1 pseudogene is annotated in these 440 nt (G+C 49.3%); it reads right to left on the bottom strand.

What is annotated here, in order from left to right:
- Nucleotides 1-192 precede the first annotated feature (192 nt).
- A pseudogene (locus SB822_RS55050) lies at nucleotides 193-440 on the bottom strand (MBL fold metallo-hydrolase); the annotation flags it as partial.

Consider the following 440-nt stretch of genomic DNA (forward strand, 5'->3'; position numbering starts at 1 on the left):
GGTCGAAGCTGCGCCAGGAATAGAGAGTCCTTTTGAGGGCGACTAAATAAGCTTCTTTGTGCCTTTAATAGGGGACTGTGCATTAGCAAAAATCAGATGATCGTATGCCGCAAGCTTGCCCTGGCATCGGGAAGTAAGGGTTGATCGGCGAATAGGAAAAAGCCAGGGACCGAGGTCCCTGGCTTTTATCTATTAAAAATTGAATGCTTCTCCATCAAACGGCACATGCAGCTTGGCAGAGAATCCTTGCTCAGCCGCAAAATTGTTCAGTTCTTCACGGGACAATGCCCAGTGGTTGACGGCTTCCATGTGGACGGCGATCAAAGTCGCTTGCGGTGCAGCTTCATGTGTTTTTTTCACATCTTCTTTGCCCATGACGAGCGAGCCGCCTTCGTTGAATTGGTTATCTCCGGCATTCAAGATGATGATGCCGGGCTGAT

Source organism: Paraburkholderia sp. SIMBA_054 (genome assembly GCF_046534875.1).
GTDB lineage: Bacteria > Pseudomonadota > Gammaproteobacteria > Burkholderiales > Burkholderiaceae > Paraburkholderia > Paraburkholderia hospita.